18 protein-coding genes and 1 pseudogene are annotated in these 23,131 nt (G+C 48.0%); 5 read left to right on the top strand and 14 right to left on the bottom strand.

The annotated features are described in order from the left end of the window. Window positions 1-117: 117 nt before the first annotated feature. The 4 genes from aroC to BN1938_RS20115 are packed head-to-tail and all read left to right on the top strand — an operon-like array spanning window position 118 to window position 4,981. Complete coding sequence (aroC, locus tag BN1938_RS20130) at window positions 118-1,233, top strand: chorismate synthase (RefSeq protein ID WP_050642228.1); 1,116 nt, start codon at window positions 118-120, stop codon at window positions 1,231-1,233. Continuing rightward, window positions 1,223-2,296 carry an ABC transporter ATP-binding protein gene (locus BN1938_RS20125; RefSeq protein WP_050642227.1) on the top strand — a complete coding sequence of 358 codons (1,074 nt, stop codon included), beginning with the start codon at window positions 1,223-1,225 and terminating at the stop codon, window positions 2,294-2,296. Before aroC ends, BN1938_RS20125 begins: the two co-directional genes overlap by 11 nt. After that, complete coding sequence (locus BN1938_RS20120; RefSeq protein WP_050642226.1) at window positions 2,286-3,101, top strand: ABC transporter permease; 816 nt, start codon at window positions 2,286-2,288, stop codon at window positions 3,099-3,101. Before BN1938_RS20125 ends, BN1938_RS20120 begins: the two co-directional genes overlap by 11 nt. Then, window positions 3,098-4,981 carry an extracellular solute-binding protein gene (locus tag BN1938_RS20115; RefSeq protein WP_050642225.1) on the top strand — a complete coding sequence of 628 codons (1,884 nt, stop codon included), beginning with the start codon at window positions 3,098-3,100 and terminating at the stop codon, window positions 4,979-4,981. The genes BN1938_RS20120 and BN1938_RS20115 overlap by 4 nt, the downstream gene beginning before the upstream one ends. Before the next feature lie 817 nt (window positions 4,982-5,798). Here the strand turns inward: BN1938_RS20115 and BN1938_RS20110 are convergent. The 7 genes from BN1938_RS20110 to pap form a co-directional block, all read right to left on the bottom strand. Then, complete coding sequence (locus BN1938_RS20110) at window positions 5,799-7,472, bottom strand: nucleoside kinase (RefSeq protein WP_050642224.1); 1,674 nt, start codon at window positions 7,470-7,472, stop codon at window positions 5,799-5,801. A 94-nt stretch (window positions 7,473-7,566) separates the two neighbouring features. Then, window positions 7,567-8,349 (bottom strand): Nif3-like dinuclear metal center hexameric protein, encoded by a 783-nt coding sequence (locus BN1938_RS20105; protein ID WP_050642223.1) that lies wholly within the window; start codon window positions 8,347-8,349, stop codon window positions 7,567-7,569. After that, window positions 8,339-9,049: a tRNA (adenine(22)-N(1))-methyltransferase gene (locus tag BN1938_RS20100; protein ID WP_050642222.1), complete on the bottom strand. Its 711-nt coding sequence runs from the start codon at window positions 9,047-9,049 to the stop codon at window positions 8,339-8,341. Before BN1938_RS20100 ends, BN1938_RS20105 begins: the two co-directional genes overlap by 11 nt. Window positions 9,050-9,059: 10 nt before the next feature. Next, window positions 9,060-10,169, bottom strand: coding sequence for an RNA polymerase sigma factor RpoD (gene rpoD, locus BN1938_RS20095; RefSeq protein WP_025657366.1), 1,110 nt, complete (start codon window positions 10,167-10,169; stop codon window positions 9,060-9,062). A 67-nt stretch (window positions 10,170-10,236) separates the two neighbouring features. Then, window positions 10,237-12,012: a DNA primase gene (gene dnaG, locus BN1938_RS20090; protein ID WP_050642221.1), complete on the bottom strand. Its 1,776-nt coding sequence runs from the start codon at window positions 12,010-12,012 to the stop codon at window positions 10,237-10,239. A 58-nt stretch (window positions 12,013-12,070) separates the two neighbouring features. Further along, window positions 12,071-13,072: a deoxyguanosinetriphosphate triphosphohydrolase gene (locus tag BN1938_RS20085; protein WP_050642220.1), complete on the bottom strand. Its 1,002-nt coding sequence runs from the start codon at window positions 13,070-13,072 to the stop codon at window positions 12,071-12,073. Window positions 13,073-13,244: 172 nt separating this feature from the next. After that, entirely contained in the window at window positions 13,245-14,792 is a 1,548-nt protein-coding gene (pap, locus tag BN1938_RS20080) for a polyphosphate:AMP phosphotransferase (RefSeq protein ID WP_050642219.1), read from the bottom strand. A 325-nt stretch (window positions 14,793-15,117) separates the two neighbouring features. On the opposite strand from pap, the gene BN1938_RS20075 reads away from it, so the two are divergent. Continuing rightward, window positions 15,118-15,954: a helix-turn-helix transcriptional regulator gene (locus tag BN1938_RS20075; protein WP_050642218.1), complete on the top strand. Its 837-nt coding sequence runs from the start codon at window positions 15,118-15,120 to the stop codon at window positions 15,952-15,954. 36 nt (window positions 15,955-15,990) lie between these two features. On the opposite strand, the gene BN1938_RS20070 is transcribed toward BN1938_RS20075, so the two are convergent. The 7 genes and pseudogenes from BN1938_RS20070 to BN1938_RS20040 form a co-directional block, all read right to left on the bottom strand. Next, complete coding sequence (locus BN1938_RS20070; protein WP_050642217.1) at window positions 15,991-17,265, bottom strand: HAMP domain-containing sensor histidine kinase; 1,275 nt, start codon at window positions 17,263-17,265, stop codon at window positions 15,991-15,993. Next, window positions 17,252-17,932, bottom strand: a complete 681-nt coding sequence (locus tag BN1938_RS20065; RefSeq protein ID WP_050642216.1) for a response regulator transcription factor — start codon at window positions 17,930-17,932, stop codon at window positions 17,252-17,254. The genes BN1938_RS20070 and BN1938_RS20065 overlap by 14 nt, the downstream gene beginning before the upstream one ends. Window positions 17,933-17,935: 3 nt before the next feature. Next, the gene (locus tag BN1938_RS20060; protein WP_050642215.1) at window positions 17,936-18,706 is read right to left on the bottom strand and encodes an ABC transporter ATP-binding protein; all 771 of its coding nucleotides are present in this window, start codon (window positions 18,704-18,706) and stop codon (window positions 17,936-17,938) included. A gap of 12 nt (window positions 18,707-18,718) precedes the next feature. After that, window positions 18,719-21,100, bottom strand: a complete 2,382-nt coding sequence (locus BN1938_RS20055; protein WP_050642214.1) for an ABC transporter permease — start codon at window positions 21,098-21,100, stop codon at window positions 18,719-18,721. A 105-nt stretch (window positions 21,101-21,205) separates the two neighbouring features. Next, window positions 21,206-22,039: a lantibiotic immunity ABC transporter MutG family permease subunit gene (locus tag BN1938_RS23540; protein WP_050642213.1), complete on the bottom strand. Its 834-nt coding sequence runs from the start codon at window positions 22,037-22,039 to the stop codon at window positions 21,206-21,208. Beyond that, a complete protein-coding gene (locus BN1938_RS20045) occupies window positions 22,036-22,797 on the bottom strand; it encodes a lantibiotic immunity ABC transporter MutE/EpiE family permease subunit (RefSeq protein ID WP_050642212.1) in 762 nt (253 codons plus the stop codon). Before BN1938_RS20045 ends, BN1938_RS23540 begins: the two co-directional genes overlap by 4 nt. Beyond that, window positions 22,797-23,042, bottom strand: a pseudogene (locus tag BN1938_RS20040) (lantibiotic ABC transporter ATP-binding protein); the annotation flags it as partial. The pseudogene BN1938_RS20040 and the gene BN1938_RS20045, both read right to left, overlap by 1 nt. Between the last annotated feature and the right edge of the window lie 89 nt (window positions 23,043-23,131).

Below are 23,131 nucleotides of genomic sequence, written 5' to 3'. Positions count from 1 at the left end.
TACGAAACAGGGAAAATGTACAGTAAAAAAGTATGAATTTAAAGATAAATTAAGGATTGCACGATTATATATCTTCTTATATAATAAGTCTATGTGCAAAAAGAAAGGAGTATTTCCATGAGTGGTTCAACATTTGGCAGATTATTTCGGGTAACAACCTGGGGGGAATCCCATGGCGCCGCTGTAGGCGCTGTAATCGACGGCTGCCCCGCAGGGCTCCCTTTAAGCGAAGCAGATATACAGACATTTCTGGACCGGCGTAAGCCCGGGCAGAGTAAATATACAACAAAGAGAAACGAGGCGGATCAGGTAGAGATTCTGTCCGGTATCTTCGAAGGCAGAACAACTGGCACACCAATTTCTCTCATCGTCCGCAATCAGGACCAGCGCTCCCGGGATTATGGGAATCTGGCGTACACCTTCCGTCCTGGGCATGCGGACTATACTTTTACGCAAAAATATGGCATACGCGACTACCGCGGAGGCGGCAGGTCATCGGGCAGAGAGACCATCGGGCGTGTCGCTGCCGGTGCAGTTGCTTCCTTATTATTAAAAGAGCTTGGAATCGGGCTCATTTCCTACGCAAAATCGATCGGCCCGGTTCACATCCCGGAAGAAGATTATCATTTTTCGGAAATCACAGAAAACAGCCTCTATATGCCAAACAACGAGGCCGCTGCCAAAGCCGCCCAACATCTGGATACTCTGATCGCGGGTCAGGATTCCTGCGGCGGCACGATCGAATGCCGGGTAACCGGGCTGCCCGTTGGACTCGGGGAAACGGTATTCGACAAACTGGATGCGTGCCTTGCAAAGGCGGTTATGTCCGTAGGCGCGGTGAAGGCTGTGGAGATCGGGGACGGAATTCAGGCTGCATCTTTGACAGGAAGTATCAATAATGATGCATTTGCTTCCGAAAACGGGAGAATATATAAAAAGACGAATCATTCAGGCGGCGTGCTTGGAGGGATGAGCGACGGATCCACACTGATCGTCCGCACAGCGGTTAAGCCAACGCCTTCTATTTCCCAGGCACAGCAGACCGTGACGGAGGATGGGGAAGAGACATCCATATCCATCCATGGACGCCATGATCCCATCATCGTCCCCAGAGCCGTTGTTGTCATTGAGTCCATGACCGCCCTTACATTGGCGGATTTGCTTCTCGAGAACATGGGAAGCCGCCTGGATAAAGTGAAAGCTTATTATACGGAGGAAAAGAATGTCCAATAAACTGATTGATATTGTAAACATCACAAAATCATTTGATGAGAATGTAGTTCTGGATCAGCTGGATCTCTATATTCGTGAAAACGAATTTCTAACGCTTCTGGGCCCAAGCGGCTGTGGAAAGACTACTCTCCTGCGGATTCTCGGCGGTTTTGAGACGCCGGATTCCGGGGATATCATCTTCGATGGAAAGAACATTAATAAGCTGCCGCCCAACCGTCGGCAGCTGAACACTGTTTTCCAGAAATATGCCCTTTTCTCCCATATGTCTATCGCAGAAAATATCGCCTTTGGCCTGAAAATCAAAGGCAAATCAAAAGGTTATATCCAGGATAAGATCCGTTATGCACTGAAGCTGGTTAATCTCGAGGGATACGAGGACAGAAGCCCCGACTCTCTGAGCGGAGGCCAGCAGCAGCGCATCGCCATCGCCCGGGCAATCGTTAACGAACCAAAGGTACTGCTTCTGGATGAGCCGCTGGGCGCCCTGGATCTGAAGCTGCGCCAGGATATGCAGTATGAGCTGATCCGTTTAAAAAATGAGCTTGGGATCACGTTTGTCTACGTAACACATGACCAGGAGGAAGCCCTGACCATGTCTGACACGATTGTTGTCATGAACCAGGGTTACATCCAGCAGATCGGTACGCCCGAGGACATCTATAATGAGCCTCAGAACGCGTTTGTCGCAGATTTTATTGGGGACAGCAACATCCTTCCGGCCACCATGGTGGAGGATAAGGTGGTAAAGATGCTCGGATCCATCTGGCAGTGCGTGGATGTAGGCTTCGGAAGGAACAAGCCCGTGGACGCGGTGATCCGGCCGGAAGATATCGACCTGGTAAAACCGGAGGACGGAATTATCGAGGGCGTAGTCACCCACCTGATCTTCAAAGGTGTCCATTATGAGATGGAAGTCCTTGCAAATAACTATGAACTTCTGGTACACAGCACGGATATGTTCCCGGTTGGAACCGAAGTGGGAATCAGAGTAGACCCATTTGACATACAGATCATGAAAAAACCGGAGTCTGAAGATGCGGAGGCGGTAGGAATTGAAGAGTAGAAAATTATTGAGCGGCCCCTATTTATTCTGGGCGGCATCTTTTATCATCATCCCTCTTCTCATGATCGTGTATTACGGACTAACGGATAAAGAGGGAGGATTTACCTTACTGAATCTGGCACAGATTACAACGCCTGAGAACCTAAAGGCTCTTGGCCTGGCGCTGCTGCTTTCCTTCATAAGCACACTGCTCTGCCTGGTTCTCGCATACCCTCTGGCTATGATTCTTTCGGAAAAAAATGTAAATCAGACCAGCTTCATTGTTCTGATATTCATCCTGCCCATGTGGATGAATTTTCTTCTGCGCACACTGGCGTGGCAGAATCTGCTGGAAAAGAACGGAATCATCAACAGCATTCTGGGATTCTTTCATCTTCCGGCGCAGACACTGATTAACACGCCCTATGCCATCGTGCTGGGCATGGTATACAACTTTCTGCCGTTCATGGTACTGCCCATTTACAATGTCCTTGCCAAGATAGACAAAGATGTTATTTTTGCCGCACGGGATCTGGGAGCAAACGGTATCCAGACATTTTCAAAAATCATACTTCCCTTAAGCGTTCCGGGCATCATCAGCGGGATCACTATGGTGTTTGTTCCTTCGCTGACGACCTTTGTCATCTCGGATCTGCTGGGCGGAAGCAAGATCCTGTTAATAGGAAATGTAATCGAACAGGAATTCAAACAGGGAAGCAACTGGCACGTAGGTTCCGGGCTTTCTCTTGTTTTGATGATTTTTATTATTGCCAGCATGGCGCTGATCGCCAAATACGATAAGAATGGGGAGGGGACCGCATTTTGATAAAAAACGCTGCAAAACGCTTTTACTTAATTTTAATTTTTATCCTGCTCTACTCTCCTATCGTAACCCTGATGGTGCTGTCCTTTAACAGTTCCAAAACCCGTTCCAAATGGGGAGGATTTACAGGAAAATGGTATACGGCCCTTTTCCAGAACCGGGATATTATGAATGCGCTGTACACAACGCTTATCATCGCCCTTGTATCAGCTCTGATCGCAACTATCATCGGAACCGCCGCGGCGATTGGGATTCAAGCCATGAAGCCGAAATTCCGCACCTTTTTCATGGGAGTCACGAATATACCCATGCTGAATGCCGATATCGTAACCGGCATCTCTCTGATGCTTTTATTTATCGCATTCCGCTTCTCACTGGGGTTCAAAACCATTTTACTGGCCCACATAACCTTCAATATTCCCTATGTGATCCTTAGCGTCATGCCCAAGCTCAAGCAGACCAGCAAACACACCTATGAGGCTGCGCTGGACCTGGGGGCTTCCCCGATATATGCTTTTTTCAAAGTCGTTTTTCCGGATATTATGCCGGGCGTATTTTCCGGTTTCCTGCTGGCCTTTACCATGTCGCTGGATGACTTTGTAATCACACATTTTACCAAGGGCCCCGGGGTGGATACCCTTTCCACGAAGATTTACAGTGAAGTCAGAAAAGGCATTAAGCCCGAGATGTACGCGCTGTCCACCATCATGTTCGTGACAGTCCTGGTTCTTTTGTTCCTTGTAAATGTAACCCCCGATAGAAAGGAGGCTGCAGGCGAAAAGCGGCTCAGAATCCAGAAAAAACACAAAGTATCCCGCCTTATATTCCGTAAAGTACTGCCTACGGCCATGGTGATCGTCATCATAGCAGGCGGATTTTTCTACGGCTCCCAAAACAGCGCTTCCGGAGGCAATCAGGTGATCGTCTATAACTGGGGCGAATACCTGGATCCCGAGGTAATTACCATGTTTGAAGAAGAAACCGGGATTGATGTGGTCTATGAAGAATACGAGACAAACGAGATTATGTTCCCTAAGATCCAGTCAGGCGCTATCGCCTATGACGTGGTCTGTCCCTCGGATTATATGGTGCAGCGCATGATTGAAAACGACCTGCTCTCAGAAATCAACTTTGATAATGTGCCCAACATAAAATACATTGACAGCACCTACATGACCCAGTCCCGCCAGTTTGATCCTGAGAACAAATATTCCGTCCCCTATCTCTTCGGCACGGTCGGAATCTTATACAACAAAACCATGGTGGACGAACCCATAGACAGCTGGAGCGTCCTCTGGGATGAAAAATACAAAGACAGCATTCTCATGCAGGACAGCGTCCGTGACGCTTTCGGTGTCACACTCAAATACCTTGGCTACTCCCTGAACTCCACGGACCTGGACGAACTGGAGGCCGCCAAAAAGCTTCTCATCGAGCAGAAACCGCTGGTACAGGCATACGTAGTAGACCAGGTCCGCGACAAAATGATCGGAAACGAAGCCGCCATAGGCGTCATCTATTCCGGCGAGGCGCTTTACACCCAGGTAGAAAATCCGGATCTGGAATATGTCATCCCAAAAGAAGGCTCTAACCTCTGGATCGACTCCTGGGTCATCCCGAAAAACGCAAAACACAAAGAAAACGCCGAGAAATTCATAAACTATCTCTGCCTGCCCGAGATAGCCAAAATGAATTTCGACTACATCACCTACTCCATCCCGAACACCGAGGGACGCAAACTCATCGAGGAAGACTGGATGCGGAACAGCAAAATAGCATTTCCTGATCCGGAGGATCTCAAAAACTGCGAAACCTTCCAATTCCTGGGGGATGAAAATGATGCCATTTATAACCAACTTTGGCGGGAGGTGAAGTCGGAGTAGGGGGACGCTGAGCGAAAGGAACTGGGGGCGGGGCTTCCTATGCTGTTTTTGGAGCCCGGCCGCTTGCTAAGAATCCGTAACAGGGAAAATGAGGGAAATGAAGGTACTAGCCGCATTTGGCGTGAAATCTGATGATTTCACACCGCAGGCGGCTACAGGATTTGATTTGGTAAATCAAATCCTGCCCTTCATTTCCCTCATTTTCCCTGTAACGGATTCTAAGCGCGCTATGAGGGTTCCAAAAACAGCATAGGAAGCCCCGCCCCCAGCCCCTTTCGCTCAGCTAGTCGCACCCGGTCGGTAGGACGGCTTGCACGGGAGTAAATGGACGAGAGCAGCGTATGGTAAAGCCCGGGTGTCACATTGTGCCTGCGCTGTGTTGATTTGTCACAAGCAGGCGCCGGTTCCCCAGCTCCATCCGCCTCTCCCGTCAGATTCCTCCATATAAGCGGCATTATTTCCGCCAGGATGCGTCAGCCTGTCTGAGGAGGGAGTTCAGCCGGGAGGCGGGGGACTTTGCATGTGCTTTCTGAGAAGCATAGAGAGCGCCGTGTAACCCCTTAATAAAAACCATGCCGGATGGAAAGGCTAAAATCTGCTTCACAAAAGCAGATTTTAAGGCGGCCTGAGCCGCGCAATTCATCAGAATTGCGGGGTGAATGCCGCCGGTGCCTTTCCATCCGGCATGGTTTTTATTTAGGGGTTGCAGGCAAACGGACAGCTTTCAGAAAGCACATGCAAAGTCCCCCGCCTCCCGGCTGAACTCCCTCCTCAGACAGGCGTCCCCCCTAGCCAAAAATTCCCGCTTACAAAAAATCTACACATTGAAACAGCCCCCTCCGATGAATTCTCTAAGCAAGGAGTTTGTGGGCACGGACTCACTCCCAATCCCCACAAAGTAATCAAAGAATTTCAGGAGCCTTTTTGCCTCTACGTATTCGGGGCAGTCTTTTCCCATTCCGAACAGCAGGGGTTCCACATACTGTTTTAGGACGGCCAGTTCATATAAAAGGGACGAATTGAACATCACGTCTGCTTCTTCCTGATACGGGAAGATGTTCTCCTCCTCTCCTTTCCTTACCGACGGCCATCTGGCGATGGTGTTTTTGGCGGAGTTGCCCCTTGTTCTGGCATCTCTTACGATGCGCCGTATGAGACGCCCGTCGGTGGACGGGATCCGGTTGTGCTCGTCAATGTTCAGCTGGGTCAGGGCGCTGATGTATATCTTGAATTTGTTGTCATTGTTTAGTGATTCTGTCAGCTTAGGGTTCAGGCAGTGTATCCCTTCGATAACCAGGATATCCTGCGTGTTCAGTTTCTTGGGAATGCTGCCGTATTCTTTCTTTCCTGTCTTAAAATTAAAGGTGGGCAGATATACCTCCCTGCCTGACAGAAGGGCCTGCATGTCTTCGTTGAACTGGTCTACATCGATGGCTTCCAGACATTCGAAGTTGTATTCGCCGTTTTCATCTCTTGGTGTGCGCTCACGGTCAACAAAATAGTTATCAACGGCAATTGGGTGCGGGTGCAGCCCGTTGACGCGGAGCTGGATGGAAAGCCGGTGCGAAAATGTTGTCTTTCCGGAGGAGGAAGGCCCTGCTATCAGGACAAACTTGGCCTCCGGCCTGTCGGCTATCTGCTTTGCGATCTCCCCGATCTGACGCTCCTGGTACGCCTCCTGCACCAGCACAACCTCGCTCATATCATGCTGCGTGACCATATCATTCAGGGCTCCGACCGTATCAATGCCCTGCATATCGCCCCACAGAACCGATCTTTTTAATACCTGAAACAGCTTTGGCCTGGGTGAGAATGGTTCTACAGTCTCAGGCGATTCCAGCGTAGGCATTTGTATAATAAAGCCTTCATCGTACAGGTAGAGTGCATAATACTTCAGATACCCTGCATCCGGCACCATATATCCGTAATAGTAATCTTCGAACTCGTTCATGCTGTAAATGTTGACCTTGGATACTCTCCTGTATTCGAACAGCCTCTCTTTATCAAACATCCCGTGTTTCCGAAAAAGCTCGACAGCTTTTGTGGTATGGACGGAACGCTTCTCGATCCGGATTTTCTCTGCAGTGAGTTCCTTCATGCGCGCATCCACTTGATCCAGGAATTCCTGGTTGAGCTCCACATCCCCTTCTACCGTACAGTAATATCCCTTGCTCATGGAAAAATGAATCCTGACCCGTTCCACTTTGTCATGGCCTCCGACGTCGTGTACCGCTTTGACAAGCATAAAGCACAGACTTCTCTTGTAAGTCTCGTATCCGATAGGATCTCCCGTTGTGATAAATTCAATCTCCCGGCAGTCCGGCTCCAGTTTTTTATCCAGTTCCTGGAGATGGAACTGATTGATAAAGACAAGCACAATCTGATGTCTGTATCTGGCCTGATATTCCTGTGCAATCTCCTGATAAGTCGTTCCCGCCGCGTATTCCTTCGTCTCTTCTCCGATGCGTACTGTACAAGTTGTTGATTCCATAGCATTCCTTTCCGCAGTTTCCTGCCTCTTATTCCATTGCCTCCGGTTATGATATACCGGCGTATCCGGTCGTTAACGATGATGAAATGTTCTTTTACAGCACCTGGAACGGATGGATAATGGGTGCTGTTACCACCTTCAGGGAGGGCAGCCTGGTCTGAAGAAATTGTTTCATATCTTCTATAAAAATGTATTCCGTCCCGTAATGGCCCGCATCGATAACTGCAAGCCCCTGTTCCACTGCATCCAGGCCCTCGTGATGGCCGATGTCGCCGGTAACCAGCACATCTGCCCCCGCCTGTATGGCGGGCATGACCGCGGTTTTTCCTGATCCCGGAGAGACCGCCAGCCTGCCGACTTTTTTATCCAGATCTCCAAATACCTTCACCGAGCCTAATTCCAGTTTATTCTTTACAAAAGCACAGCATTCCTCAAGTCTCATGGTATTTTTCAAAGTGCCGACCCTGCCGATGCCTTCCGGCACACCGTCCGCTTCTGAAGTGATATCCAGTACCTGTGCGTCTTCCAGTTCCAGAATCCTTCCTGACAGGTCCGCCATTCCCAGAACATCATAATTTGTATGCATTGCATAGTAAGAAATGTCAGACTGTATGAGACTTACGATCCTCTTACCGATGAAATCCCCGTCCGTGACACGTTTTAAAGGCGAAAAAATCAGCGGGTGATGGGTAATCAGCATATCAGCGCCCGCTTCCTTCGCCTGCTCAACGACCTGATCGGTGGCATCCAGGGCAAGATAAACGCAGTTTACATCCTTTTCAAAGCGTCCGGCCAGCAAGCCCACATTGTCAAAATCCAGTGCTGCCGACTTTGGGTAAGCCGCCTCTATTATCGTCATGATTTCTTTACACAGCATAGTAATCCAGCCCCTTTCTCACATATACCATTTCTTCTTTTAATTCACCGAATCGCCGCAGAGCCTTTTCACCGCTCTGCCCCTCCAGGCCTTTGAGTATCTCTGACTTCAGAGACATCTCGCGTTCGAGAAATGCCTTCAACACGGGATGGCGTCTCTCCAGCAGGTATTTTCCGTATCGGATCTCCACATCACTCCAGCGTTCAGAGTGAGAGTTACGCTCCCCGGAGGTTCTCACCTTCATCATAGGATAGAACTTTCCATCCTCAAATACCATATCTTCCCGGATAAACAAAAAACCTTCCTCTAAAAGAAAGGCTCTGACTCTTGCTATTTCCGACTGTGGCTGCAGGATAAACTCCTTCATGCCTGCGGTAACATCCGGACTGTTCTTCAGAATCCGGATCATCAGGCCGCCGCCCATCCCCGCAAGTACTGCTGTCTCGGCTTCTCCCGGTTGAAGGGCACACAGGCCGTCTGACAGCCGCAGCTCGATCCGGTCTGACAGACCATTCTCTTCCACGTGTTCTCTTGCACGGCTAAGCGGCCCTTCGTTGATATCCATCGCAAAGGCCGAGGGGATCAATCCGTGTTCCACCAAATAGATCGGAATATAGGCGTGATCCGTGCCTATATCCGCTGTAATATATCCGGCAGTCACCAGAGCGGCGACTGCCTGCAGTCTCTTTGATAATTCCATGCGCCCGTACCTAGTCCAGATAATCCCTGAGCTTGCGGCTCCTGCTTGGATGGCGGAGCTTACGGAGGGCTTTCGCTTCGATCTGGCGGATACGCTCACGGGTAACGTCGAATTCTTTTCCCACTTCTTCGAGAGTTCTTGCCCTGCCGTCATTCATGCCGAAACGCAGACGCAGTACTTTCTGCTCCCTTTCTGTCAGTGTGTCCAGCACTTCGTCCAGCTGTTCTTTCAGCAGGGTCTGTGCCGCCGCCTCTGCCGGAACCGGCACATTGTCATCCTGGATAAAATCTCCGAGATGGCTGTCTTCTTCTTCACCGATCGGAGTCTCCAGTGACACAGGTTCCTGGGAAATCTTCAGAATCTCACGCACACGCTCTACGGGCATGTCCAGTTCCTTCGCGATCTCCTCCGGCGTGGGTTCGCGCCCTAATTCCTGCAAAAGCTGTCTGGATACACGGATCAGTTTGTTGATTGTCTCAACCATATGCACCGGAATACGGATCGTTCTGGCCTGGTCTGCGATTGCCCTGGTAATGGCCTGGCGGATCCACCATGTTGCATAGGTACTGAACTTATACCCTTTGTGGTAATCAAACTTTTCCACCGCCTTGATCAGACCTAAGTTTCCTTCCTGAATCAGGTCGAGGAAGAGCATTCCACGGCCAACGTATCTTTTTGCTATACTTACCACAAGGCGGAGGTTAGCCTCGGCAAGCTCTTTCTTTGCATCCTCGTCTCCCTCCTCCATACGCTGTGCCAGCTCAATCTCTCTCTCCGCACTCAAAAGCGGAACCTTCCCGATCTCTTTCAGATACATACGCACAGGATCTTCTATACTGACGCCGTCCGGTACAGAAAGGTCGATATTCTCCATATCCACCTCTTCCTCATCAGTAATGATGACTTCAACGTCTACGTCATCATCATCTCCGCTGATTCGAAGCACATCAATATTATTTGACTCAAGATGGTCAAATACCTTTTCCATCTGCTCTGCGTCCAACTCCATATCATTGAAAAAGTCATTTATTTCCTGAAGTTCCAGGATGCTTTTCTTTTTCTTGCCCAACGCAACAAGTTCTTTCAGCCTCTCGTCAAATTTCTGTGTGTTTTCTTCCATGTGTCCATCCTTCCTTTGCCTACGGCCGGTATACCCCGGTATAGGGCTATCTTGTTTTATTTTATCCTTATTCAATAGAAATATGCAGTTTCTTTATATCATCAAGTCTGCGCTTCTCTTCCATGAGCCTCTGCAGCCCTGCCATATCCGTCGGATCCAGGTGCATTGTCCGGTCGTCGATGCTGTGTCTCTTTACACGCAGTATCGTTTCCTTCAAGGCCTGCTCCTGCTCCTCTTTTGTTGACAGTTCTCTGATCTTTGTATGGAATAAAGAAGCGGCTTCCCTGTGCTCTTCTTCCGCTGTAAAGTGATTCAATATCTTTGCCGGATTCAGTTCCCCTGAGCCGTACTGCTCATAAAGCAACTCCGCCACCGTCCTGTACAGCTCCTCCGTAAAGTCCTCCGGACTTATGTAGCGCTTGATGGTGCCAAATAGCTTCTCGTCCTCGATCATCCAGGTCAAAAGGATCTTCTGGGATACGAGAATACCGTTCTCCTTGGGCTTTCCCCCTCCGGATGCCTGTCTGGGCCTTGCTGCGGGCTTTGCCATACCTTCGTTAATGGCGGTCTTGGTCACAAGCTTGTGCAGGCTGTCCTCGCTGACCTTGTAGGCTTTTGCCACGGCTTCAATATAATTGTTTCTTTCCAGTTCATCCTCAAATCCGGTCAGCCGCTTTGCCGTTTCCTTAAAAAATGCGGTCTTTCCCTCAGGCGATTCCATGTCATAGTCCTTTGCCAGAATCTCGAGGCTGAACAAGAAACCGTTCCTTGCACTGCCTATCCGCTTTTCAAACTCTTCTGCCCCCAGGTTCTTAATAAATTCATCGGGGTCTTTATAGGGATCCATACGGATTACTTTTGCGGAAATTCCCGCCTCCTTCAAAATCGGTACCGCACGGAGCGCTGCCTTAGTCCCCGCCTCATCGCTGTCGTAGGTCAGATAGACCTCCTGTACATACCTCTTAATCAAAGAGGCATGTCCGGTTGTCAGCGCCGTACCCAGGGAGGCCACCGCATTTGTGAATCCCGCCTGGTGCAGGGAGATCACATCCATATATCCTTCGCATATGAGAAAATAAGGCTTTCTTGAAGTGCGTGCCCGGTTCAGGCCGTACAGATTGCGGCTCTTACCAAAAATCGCCGTCTCGGGTGAATTCAGATACTTGGGTTTTCCATCTCCCATAACACGGCCGCCGAATCCGATCACGCGGTTGTTCACATCCATGATCGGAAACATGACCCGGTTCCAGAACTTATCGTATACACCGTTTTTCTCGTCTGTATTGATCAGCCCGGCCTGGCGGATCAGATCCTCGCTGTAACCTTTCTTTCTGAGATACTGGAACAGGTCATTGCTGTACTTGTTGGAGTAACCCAGTCCAAAAGCCTTGACCGTGTCATCCGAGAGCTCCCTGTTCTTCAAATATGTATATGCTGCTTTTCCCTGCTCGGATTTTAGCTGCACATAAAAATACTGCGCCGCAGCTTTGTTGATCTCCAGAAGCATTGCGCGCAAATCGGCCTTCTCTTTGGCTTCTTTCGAATATTCCATCTCCGGAAGCTCCACGCCAGCCCTGTCTGCCAAAAACTTTACAGCCTCTATAAACGAAAAATTCTCGTATTCCATCAGAAATGTAAATACATTGCCGCCAGCGCCGCAGCCAAAACAGTAATACATCTGTTTTCCTCTGCTCACAGAAAAAGACGGCGATTTTTCATTGTGAAATGGGCAAAGTCCAAAATAAGAACTCCCTTTTTTCTGCAGCCGCACATAACCGGATATTACATCCACGATGTCATTTTTCATTCTTACTTCTTCTATCAATTCTTCTGGATAATACATTTATTCCTCCATAAAAAAAGCCCTATATATTATATTCGACAAAACATTCTGATTTCCTTTAATTTTTCCATGCTTCCGGAACAAAAAATTCTTCATACTTTTTTACCGCATAATTATCGGTCATCCCCGCTATGTAATCACATACAATCTGCTCCCTGCAGCTGTCCGTCCTGTCAATCGCCTGCAGGTATTGCACGGGGAGCTGTTCGATATGATGGATATAATAATCATACAGCTGTTCGATCAGGCGCACTGCCTTGTCTTCCTCCCCCTTTGCCTTTGGATTCAGATAAACATTTTCAAACATGTATTTTCTGAGGCCGATCATTGCCGTTTCCACTTCTTCGGACATGATGATCGCCGGTTTATCCATGCTGTGGATGATCACGTCATGTACCATGGTGTTCAGACGTTCTTTGCTGGTATTGCCGAGAACCCTGCGGTACTCGTAAGGGATATCTTCCTCCACGAGAATACCTCCCCGGATTGCATCATCGATGTCGTGATTGATATAGGCTATCTTATCCGAAAGACGGAGCACCTGGCCCTCCAGGGTGCGGGGCGTGCCCGCTGTGGGATGGTTCAGGATGCCGTCCAGTACTTCCCATGTCAGGTTCAGGCCGGCTCCCTGCTTCTCCACACACTCCACGACTCTCACGCTCTGTTCGTTATGGGAAAAATGGTATACGCGGTTCAGGGCGCGCTCCCCCGCATGGCCAAAGGGCGTATGCCCCAGGTCGTGGCCCAGTGCAATCGCCTCCACCAAATCCTCATTCAGCCTGAGGGCTTTTGCAATCGTCCTTGCATTCTGGGAAACCTCCAGCGTATGCGTCAGCCTTGTCCTATAGTGATCCCCTTTGGGAAGCAAAAAAACCTGGGTCTTCTGCTTCAGACGCCGGAAGGACTTGCAGTGCAGAATCCGGTCCCTGTCGCGTTGAAATACGGGCCGGATATCGCATTCCGGCTCCTGCCGCTTTCTTCCCTTTGAATTTCTGCTGAACGTTGCATAAGGGCTTAAATATTCCAGTTCCCGTTCTTCCAGCTGCTCTCTGATTGTCATAGGCCTATTCCTCACACTGAATCCTGACTGCAGGGGACAAAACATACTTTTCCATAACAAAACACTTCTATATATAATATATTCTGTGTTTACGATTTATTTCCTTTTTATTGGCATCTGTACAGAAACATGGGCAACAGTTCAGACCTGTCTGAACTGTTGCCATGAGCCGTTACTTTCCCTGTTCTTTTATTCGTTTTTCGATAGCCTGCACAACCGTCTCCAGTACTTTTATGCGGGCATAATATTTGTCGTTTGCCTCAACTACAACCCATGGGGCATATTCTGTGGATGTGCGTATCAGCATCTCGTTGACCGCTTCCTCATACTGATCCCACTTCTCCCGGTTCCGCCAGTCCTCATCCGTAATCTTCCACTGTTTCTGCGGATTTTCCTGACGGGCCCTAAAACGGCGTTCCTGCTCGTCCTTGTCAATCTGCATCCAGAATTTAAGAACAATGGTCCCGGAATCCGCCAGGTCACGCTCCATATCGTTCATTTCCTTGTACGCCCTCTGCCATTCCTGCTTTGTACAGAACCCCTCGATCCGCTCAACCATAACGCGTCCATACCATGTACGGTCAAAGATTGCGATGTGCCCTGCCTTGGGCATTGCCGTCCAGAACCTCCAGAGATAGTGATGTGCTTTCTCAATATCATTGGGGGACGCCGTCGGATTTACCACAAATCCTCTTGGATCCATTTTTGCAGTCAGCCGTTTGATTGCACCGCCTTTTCCACCTGCATCCCACCCCTCGAAACCGAGCACGACCGGAATCCGCCTCCGGTATAATTCACTGTGGAGAAGACTCATGCGTTTCTGCAATTTTTTCAGCTTCTCTTTATATTCTTCTTTGGTCAGGCTCAGGCTCAAATCAGACTTGGCAAGAACAGACTCCTGCAGTTCTTTTCCGTTGATCTCCTGTTTAGGTATTTCTGTGCCGCTGGAAGCCTCCACGTCCATCTCGGCAATCGCCTCGGCCGCTTTCTCCTTTGCCCTTGCCTTTTTTACTTTTTCCAGCTGTTCTTCCAGGGCCTTGATGACTACCGTATAGATCTTCACAGAAGCAAACTCTTTATCCATTGCTTCGATAATGGTCCACGGCGCATAATCCGTATCTGTGATCTGAAGCATCTCTTCGATCATCTGGGTATACTCACGATATTTTACATTCCGCTCAAGGTCGCCCTGGCTCACGCGCCATGCAGTCTCTTTTGAGCTTCTGAGCTTTTGGAAGCGTTTTTTCTGTTCCTTCTGGTCAATTGCAAGGAGTAATTTGATGATAGCGGTACCGTCGTCCGTTAACTGCTTCTCGAACGAACAGATGGACTGGTAGGCATCGGGAACCTCTTTTTTCCGTGTTCTTTTATCAAAACGGTCGATCAGCACCTTTCTGTACCAGCTGCCGTCGAATATGGCGATCCTGCCTTTTTCAGGAGTTTTTGTCCAAAATCTCCAGAGGAAAGGATGCATCCGCTCTTCTTCTGACTCATCCTTAATGGCAAAAACCTTGAAGCCCCTGGGGTCCAGGCTCTGGATCAATTCTCCGATCTGCAGCCCTTTCCCAGCGGCTCCATATCCTTCAAACACGATCATCACAGGGATATTCAGGGCCTTGCACTGGCGCTGGAGTTCTCCCAGCCGGCTCTCAAGCATCGGCATTTTCGCTTTGTATTCTTCTTTCCTCATTGATTTGGTAAGGTCCACTTTCTCTAACATAATTTTCTCCTCCCGTCCATTACTGATTTTAGTATTCACGAGTCCGTTCATTTATAAACGCCGGCATCTTGTACAATGTCAGATGCACTCCTTTTATGTCACTAATTATACCACGGTTTCCGCCTTCCGGAAAAGAATTTCGCCGATCACCAAAGGCGTCCTTTCATGGATCCACCTGTTTTCCTGCCATGGAATTATTTATATGCACGGAGTTCCATCATATTCTTGTCAACTACCATTAAAAATGATATACTTTTCCAAACATTTTAATTCGCAGCAGTCAGGCAAGCCTGAACTGTCTTCATTCTTCAAAGGGGGCATAATCATGACTGAAGTACAGTATTCCACTGCCAGTTTTCTGCATTCGGCGCTGAAGCCTTCTGAGCAGTTAGTCTATATGACATCCGCTGCTTTTGGAAAAAACTGGGCATACACGCTTCATTCTCACAGTTTTGCAGAAGTATTCTTTGTTACCTCCGGGGAAGGCGTATTCTATTCCAACGATGCGGAGATTCCAATCCGAAAGAATTCGCTGGTGCTGATCAATCCAGGCACGCCCCACACGGAACGCTCCAGCGGACCGGAGCCGCTGACTTATATGATTATGGGAATCGATAATCTCTTCTTTCAGTTTCTGGATAACAGAAAATTTCAGTTTCATATCTATGCGCTTGAGGAATTTGAACATACGATCATGCCTGTTATGAATCTGATGTTGGAAGAGACAAAGAGCAGGCAGCAGTCATCCCTTCAGATATGCCAGCATTATATGTCCGTTTTTTTTCTGAAGATACAGCGTCTCATAGGCGACCGACTTGCCCTGTATACGGCGGACAGCTTTCCGCCGGAGTGCGCCGCCGTTAAAGATTATATTAAGCTCCATTTTGCCGAAGATATCACGCTGGATACCCTGGCGGAGTTTTCCGGTTTTAATAAGTATTACCTTTCCCGCATATTCTCCAAAACTTATGGGATTGCTCCGATCAATTATCTTTTAGAAAGAAGAATTCTGAACAGCGAAGAGCTGCTCAAGACAACTGATTTTAGCATCAGTCAGATATCCCGTCTTGTAGGGTTCTCCTCTGCCAATTACTTTTCCCAATCTTTCAAAAGATATACTGGAATGACACCTCTCTCCTACCGGGAAACACATTTTATATAAAAAGAGTAACCCACCAGACAGCCTGCCGGGACAGCTTCAGGAAAATACAAGCACAAAAGCCATGCCGTCCTGCTGCTTTTCTGCAAATATTTCGCCGCCCATCTTCCGCATAATCTCGCGGCAGATATAGAGTCCCAGCCCGCTGCCCTGTCTGCCTTCACTGTTTTGAGCACGGTAAAAGCTCTCAAAGATATGGTTAAATTCATTATCTGTCACGGGAATTCCCGTATTGAATATGCGGATCAGCTGGCAGTAATCCTCCTCATAAAAGGTAATCTCAATTTTCTTCCCGTCCCCGTATTTGAATGCATTTTCAAATATATTTTCAAACACCTCCAAAGACCGTTCCAAATCGCCCTTCAACAGACGGTTTTCATAGTTGCCGACGTGCAGTTCCAGCATGCGGATGCTGCACTTTTCACGGTAAGTCGCGAGGACCCTTGTGAGAAGCTCCTCCAGATAGAATTCTCCGTTATTTACGGAAATATCCAGAATATCTTCACGGGTATTTTTCATAATTTCCTCTACATAGCGCTCAATTTCCTCTGCCTTCTCCCCAATCTGCCAAACTGCATGCTTCTTCTGCCCCTCTGTTTGATACAGATCCTCCTCCAGGGCCTTTCCGCAAAGCCGGATGGTGTTCAACGGCGTTTTGATGTCGTGTGAAAGGGATAAGAGAAGCAGCTTTTTCTCCCGCTGCAATTCCAGCTCTCTCTTTTTTGTTACATCCAGTTTATCCTTGAGCTGGCTGATCCCCCACATAAAGTGCCCGAAGAATCTGCTTTTTTCTTCATTGACCGCACCTTTAAAGTGTCCCTGGGCCAGTTCATAAGTAAGGCTGCTCATTCTCTGGAAGGGCCGTATGAGCTGGTATTTCAGATAGAATAAAATCACCAGTATGCCCAGCTCCATGATTCCAAGAAAAAGCTGCGTCCACAAAAGAATCCTTCTCTGGTCAAAGCCAGGCCTGTCATAGTCAAAGCGTAAGAATCCCGTCAAACTGTCCGCCGTGTACAAGGGCCGAATTTCCGTTTCACCGGCGTCATCCCCTCTGTAGAATTCCGATGTAATGTCCTCGCTGTCCAGACTTTCCAAAGAAAGAAAGGTTACGCCCCGTACATATTTGTAAGAATGCAAATCAAGCTTATCCAGAGGTTCACCTTCGGATAAGCTGTTGTAAATGCGGTTTATTTCAACCTTATATTCTTTTTCCCTGTCTGCGGCATCTTTATAGGAGATGCCTGCAGTCCACAGTGCCGCCAGCATATACAGCAGCACGGAAAGACCAATAAGCCTGTTAAACTTCTTCATAGCGGTACCCTACCCCCCAGACCGTCTGAATCCGCCCGGGCTGCCTGGGATTATCCTCGATCTTGCTTCGCAGCATCTTGATGTGTACGGTAAGGGTCTGGTTCTCGCTCAGGCTGTCCATTCCCCATATCTGTGCAAAAATATATTCTTTTCTGAGCGTCTTCCCCGGGTTTTCGAGAAACAGGAGCAGAAGCTCATACTCCTTCACATTCAGCTCCAGTTCCCGGCCGTTCAGATAGACCTGCCTTGCACTTGTATCCAGGCTGATTTGCCCGGATACGATCAGATCGGACTCCTGGCGTCCCCCATAAGCACGCTGCATCAGCGCTTTGACCTTAGCGATCAAAATCTCTGCGTCCACAGGCTTCTCCATGTAATCGTCCGCCCCCAGCTCATATCCGGTCAGTTTATCATCCCTGCCGGCCCGTGCGCTCATGATGAGCACCGGAAGATTCCACTTCGCCCTCACAGCGCGGCAGACTGCAAATCCGTCCATTTCAGGCAGCATTATATCAAGAAGCAGCATTTTCACAGGCTGCACCTCCATATAATCCAGCGCTTCCTTCCCGCTCCCGGCCCAACAGACGGAATATCCCTCTCTGTTCAGGAAATCCCGTATCAGAACCGCCAGTTCCTTATTGTCTTCCACCAGTAATATATCTTTCATGTCCTACCATCCCAATTTGATCAGCCAGTCATTTAAGGTTCTCTCCCTGGCCCTGTCCTCCTGCGCATTTTCCCGCCTTCCAAGAGTGATTTCTTCACGGATGTCACCGTCTTCTATATACAGCACCCTCCCGCATTTTGAAGCCACTTTCATATCATGGGTCACCAGCATGATCGTAGTCCCCTCTCTGTTAATATGGTTCAGCTCCTCCATTACCTCAATGGAATTCTGCTTATTCAGCGCCCCGGTGGGTTCATCTGCAAATATGATTCTGGGATTGTTTATCATACTGCGGCAGATGCACGCCCGCTGCAGCTGTCCGCCCGATACCTCGTTGACATCATTTTCCGCAATCTCACTGATTCCCAGTTTGTGCATGAGCAGTTTTGCCCTCTCATTGAGCTGCTTTCTGCCGCTCTTTGTCTTTCCCTCCGCCGTCTGGTACCCGGGTAAAATAATATTATCATATACCGACAGATTTTTCAGCATATACATCTGCTGAAACACAAACCCCATCTCATTCAGGCGCACATCGCTCATATCACCTGCTTTCAGAGAAGTCAGCTCCCGGCCAAAAAAGTCCACTTTCCCGGCTGTTGCGGTATCCATGCCGCTCACCGTATAGAGGAGCGTGGTTTTTCCGGATCCGGACGGACCCATAATTCCCAGCATTTCCCCTTCATGGATCGTCAGATTTACATTGCGCAGAACATTGTTCTGGCGCTTATTTATTATATAGGTTTTACACAGGTTCGATACCTCTAATGTCTTCATATTCTTTTCCTCCTACTCCAGGTTATTCAGTTCGCGGATATTGATCTTTTTTACGTTCATAGTGGCAATGACGGTTGCCAGGATAATCCCAACAAGCAATACTCCGGGATAAACCCCGTATACCTGCCACGGCACCACCTGGATCTCCACGTCAGCACCCATAATCGCAAAAATAGGCTTCAGCATGAAACGGTTGGATACCAGTGACAGAGGGACTGCTGCAATCATCGAAATAAGGGCCACCCATACCATACGCATGACCTGCCACAGGCGGATCGTCCCGCTGCGGTATCCAATACTCTTCATCATGGCGATCTCTCCCTTTTCGCGGACTATAAACAGCCGTTCCATCAGCAGGGTGATCAGCATAATCACTGCGCAGAGCATTCCGGTCATCGGAACCAGCATATCCTTCAGAGATTCCTGGATACCGCCCACATTCCGGTCCACCACCTCCTGGGCCGTCGTCCATTGATAGTGCGGAAACAAGCTGCTAAGCTCTGTAACAAGCTCTTCCTGCGTCCGATCCGTCTCCATATCCACCATAATGTTCCAATAGTGAAACATGGTTTCATTTTTCAATACCAGTTTCGGATTCATTCTGGCACTCTTGCCAACCTGCATGTAATCAGAATATGTTCCTGTTATGATAAGCTGCTTCTGCTCCCCGCCGGCCTCTACTTCTACCGTGTCGCCGATCTGCCATCCGTTTTGCTCCATAATATTTCTTGAAAATGCAACCTCATTGGACAGACGCGGCGCATCTCCTTCCTGGTAGGAGAGAAAGTCCTGGTTCGGACCGGCTATCTGCACCGTCATAATATTATTTTTACCGGTCTCTCCCCTTGAGGAATAGCGCAGGAAATAGATCGGTACTCCGGTAAGCTCAGCCTCATATCCCTTTTCTGCCAGTTCCGTTTCGACTCTCTTCATGCCGGCATCCAGATCTTCCCTGGTTCTGTAAACATTTTCGCCGTAGTTTTCTATTTTTTCTACATAAACAGAGCTCTTCGGGTCCATACAGAATTTTCCGGCCATCTCATCGCTTTTCATCGTGTTCAGCGTATTCAAAGGTATGGTGATCAGTATAAAACTCAGACAAAACGTCACAATTAGCACAAGGTACCGCTTTACATGGCTCGCCATGTCATTGATTCCGAGAAACAGCGCCACCGGCATCCGTTTTCTGCGGTACAGGCGAAGCCCCGCCCGCCTGCCATAGCGTTCCCCGCTCTGGCCTCCGCGTATGGCGCTGATTGCGGAGATTTTATTCAGCTTTCTCGTACAGCTGTAGCAGAAAAACATAACCAGGATTACAATCAGCAGCGTACAGACACCATTCACCCACAGATTGACCCGGGTATCTTCCATAATCATATTGCCGCTGACGGATGCAACCATCATTCTGCTGACAGGAATACTTGCTCCCAGTCCTGCCGCAGCACCAATAACAACGATCAGGATATATTTTATAAGGTAAAGCTTTTTAATCGCAAAATTCCTGAGTCCCATGGCTTTCATGATTCCGATCTCCCGGTACTCTTCTTCTATGGTAAATACCAGTGTGAACCGGAGCACCAAAAGTGCTATCAGGATCAGGCAGATTCCGATCAGGATCAGCAGGCCCGCCATAATCATATCGAAAGAATACGCCATCGTATAAGTGCTTTTTGTAATCGAGTTCATAGAAGTCACAAAACCTTCCGCGTCAAATCCGCTGACGAACCCGTTCACATCCTCCACATTAAAGTAATACAGCCCAATGATATTAGCATCCTCTTTCCCCGAAAAGAATTCATAATCCGCAGGGCAGACGATCATTCGGCTCATACCGGCCATATCGCTCCCGAAAGCAGCATCCTTGATCAACAGCTTAACGGTAAACAGCTTCTCACAACCTCCCACGCTGAGTTTCACCTTGCTGCCTTCCTCCAGCTTATTTTTACCGGCCATTGCATTCCCCAGCGCAATCTCTCCCTTTTCCAGGCTGAAATCCTTCCCGGACGTATCATATACCTTGCAGTAATCGGCATCCTTTGTGCCCAGATACATGCTGGCCCCATGCGTGTTAAAAGATTTATCCTTCCCCTCTGTCTGAATCCGGATATCCTTTTCGTTCAGCATGATAACCGTATTATAGCCCCACTCTTTCACGCCCGGGGCATCCTTCTCAATCCAGCTGTCAATCTGTTCCTTTTCCTGGGTGCCCGAGATAATATAATTCACATCGGGTACATTGGCATAATCCATATAGTAGTTCACTGCAGAAGACACTACCATAATATTGTTGATGCTGCTTGACAGAAAGATGGACGCAATCATGATGAACAGAAAAAGAATGATATTAACGCTCTTTCTCCTCTTCAGATCCTTTTTCAATATCCTCTGTATCATGTAATTTCCCTTCCCTTTCATTGTTGATAAGGAGAGTATAGCGTACTGTTTATTAAAAATTCCTTAAATGGAAAGAATTTTGTATTTCGAATGCTGCCCGGAGGCTTAACAAAACTTGATGATAACAACGCCGCCGGTTTTGCAATTACACAATTCCATCTGCCCTGCATGAGTTTTTACGACTTCCGCTGCAAACCAAAGTCCAAGTCCGTTGTGTCCATCTGTGCTGCGCGCAGCATCGCCGCGCCACAGACGCTCTGCCGCATGTTGTAATGCCGCCTTGCTGAACCCGGGGCCTTTATCACGCACAATGATCTGCCAGCCTGCGTCTCCCATGCCGCCCTGCAAATACACCGTTCCGCATGGAATGAAGGACCAGATTTTATCACCAATCGCATTTTCAAAGAAACCGGCTGAAATTGTGCCACATATCCCTGCCAGGACAGAAATACTGGATCCAAACCGGAAAGTAAGGAGTATATGCAGTATATATAGAAATAGGTTACTGATTAAAAAAACAAAAAATATGACAAGATATGAATTAAAGTGTGTTCGTCTGCTTTCCATGAAACAGTTAGCTCCAACAAAGAAACACAGTTCATATAGTATCATACTTATGGCTGAAAGAAACAGAAGAAAGAACAATTTTCCGAGAAATACACTTCTTCGGGATTCCACTAAACCAAGCGCATTCTGAATCCCTTTCACATTCTTGTCCAGTTGAATGAGCATTGGCACGGCAATACTTACAAATATCGGATAGCATATTTGTAAAATAACGAAAAATAACCTCTCATCAGGAATGATATGGTACCCGGCAAATGCATAATAGGCTAAAAATAATGCGGTAACCACTACGGGCAGTACGGTATACAGCAAAAGAACCGGAGTCCGCCTGATCTTTATAAAGTTTGAAAGAAACTCCCTAATTATCATCATCTGCGATGCACCTGCTTTCTATACCAGCGGGAAAACAGGATTGTAAGAACGAACACGGCAAGCAGGGATATCAATACCAGCAGCGAGCTTTCTCCCAGATTCAGCATCAGTCTGGAATCGGATTCGGCTAATAATCCGTTTGGCAGAACTCCGAATAATGTGACCATAAACCTGGCAGGCCAGCTGTATGGGAAGCACCAAAATAAAGGGGTCAGGGAAAAGAACAGTCCCCCCAGCGCACTGGCAAATAAGTTCAGAATCACAGAACCGGCAAATCCCGCTTTTTGATCCAAAAACAGACAGAAAGGGATCTGCCATAATAAAGTGATCCACAATAAACTGTATCCCAAAATATAATATCCGGCACGTCCAATAGCAGCAGAAACACCTGACAATATGCACTCCGTGATTATCGTAATAAGAGCTAAAATCAAGGAGATAGCCAAAAGATTAAGCGCCGTCATAATTGTTTTTGAGATAAATGTCTTCTTCAAGTTAATGGGCAGGCTGTAAAGAGTACGGTAATTGTGCTTTTGATCCTTATGATTAACCAGGTGGCATAAAACCACTATGGAGAGAGAAGCAACCGGCATACACCAATTGCAGACCATGGAGCTTGAAAAACCGCCTAAACCAATCCCAATAAACAGAAAGATCATGGATATCAAAACTAAAGCTGCGGGGATAACTAACACGAGTTTTCTAAACAGGGAACGTTTGAATTTCAGGCTTTCCGCTTTCAAATATATTTCCAGCATTAAATTGCACGCTCCCTTCTGACGATATCCATAAATAACTGCTCCAAATTTTCATTTGCATCAATTCTATCCTGATACAGCAGCGCCCCATTGTGCAGAATCCCTATGTCGTCGGCTACTTGTTCAACTTCGCTTAAAATATGACTGGATATAATTACCGATATCCCGGATTCTGCAAAGGACCGGATCATTTTCCTCAATTCTTCAATACCAAAAGGGTCTAAGCCGTTCGCAGGTTCATCAATAAAATGGGGTAGCCCTCTGGAAAGCCTTGTAAACACTGGCACTAACGGTATACAAATGAGTGTATTGTGTTATATCTTGCTCTTATACG

Source organism: Eubacterium sp. SB2 (assembly GCF_001244405.1).
In the GTDB taxonomy this organism is placed as follows: domain Bacteria; phylum Bacillota; class Clostridia; order Lachnospirales; family Lachnospiraceae; genus Faecalicatena; species Faecalicatena contortus_B.
Note: the sequence above shows the minus strand (reverse complement) of the source record. Positions and strands in the feature narration are given on the sequence as shown.